The organism is Bacillus sp. AFS037270, from assembly GCF_002585305.1.
The window spans coordinates 1-377 of record NZ_NUNF01000153.1; the positions used below are offsets into that span (position 1 = coordinate 1).

At 40.6% G+C, this 377-nt stretch carries 1 protein-coding gene; it reads left to right on the plus strand.

Going from position 1 to position 377, the window contains the following annotated elements:
• Positions 1-377, plus strand: a 377-nt coding sequence (locus tag COD92_RS32470; RefSeq protein ID WP_176550513.1) for a hypothetical protein, incomplete at both ends; no start/stop codon positions are given.

Sequence of the window (377 nt, forward strand, 5' to 3'; positions counted from 1 at the left end):
AATCAAGATGATTTGAGTGAGCTTAATCGGACTCAATTCCTTGATAATAGTAAAATTTTATTTACTAAAGTGGCCAAAACCTTTCCAAATGCTAAAGTCATTGTAACGGGATACTATCCTCCTGTTTCTGAGCATAGCGATCTAAGCGCTGTAGAAGTATTACTTGTCGCATTAGGAATTGTGACAGAGGGAATACCTGGAGGAGTGGTTGCTGGATTTTTAACAGAACATCACTTGCAGATCATACATGAAAGAAGCTTGCAGCTTGCGAACGAATCCAAATTGTTTCTCCAACAGGCTGTGGATGAAACCAATACTACTCCGGAGGGTGGAAACCGGTTTTTCTTTGCCGATCCCAATATTGGTGTAGAACACTC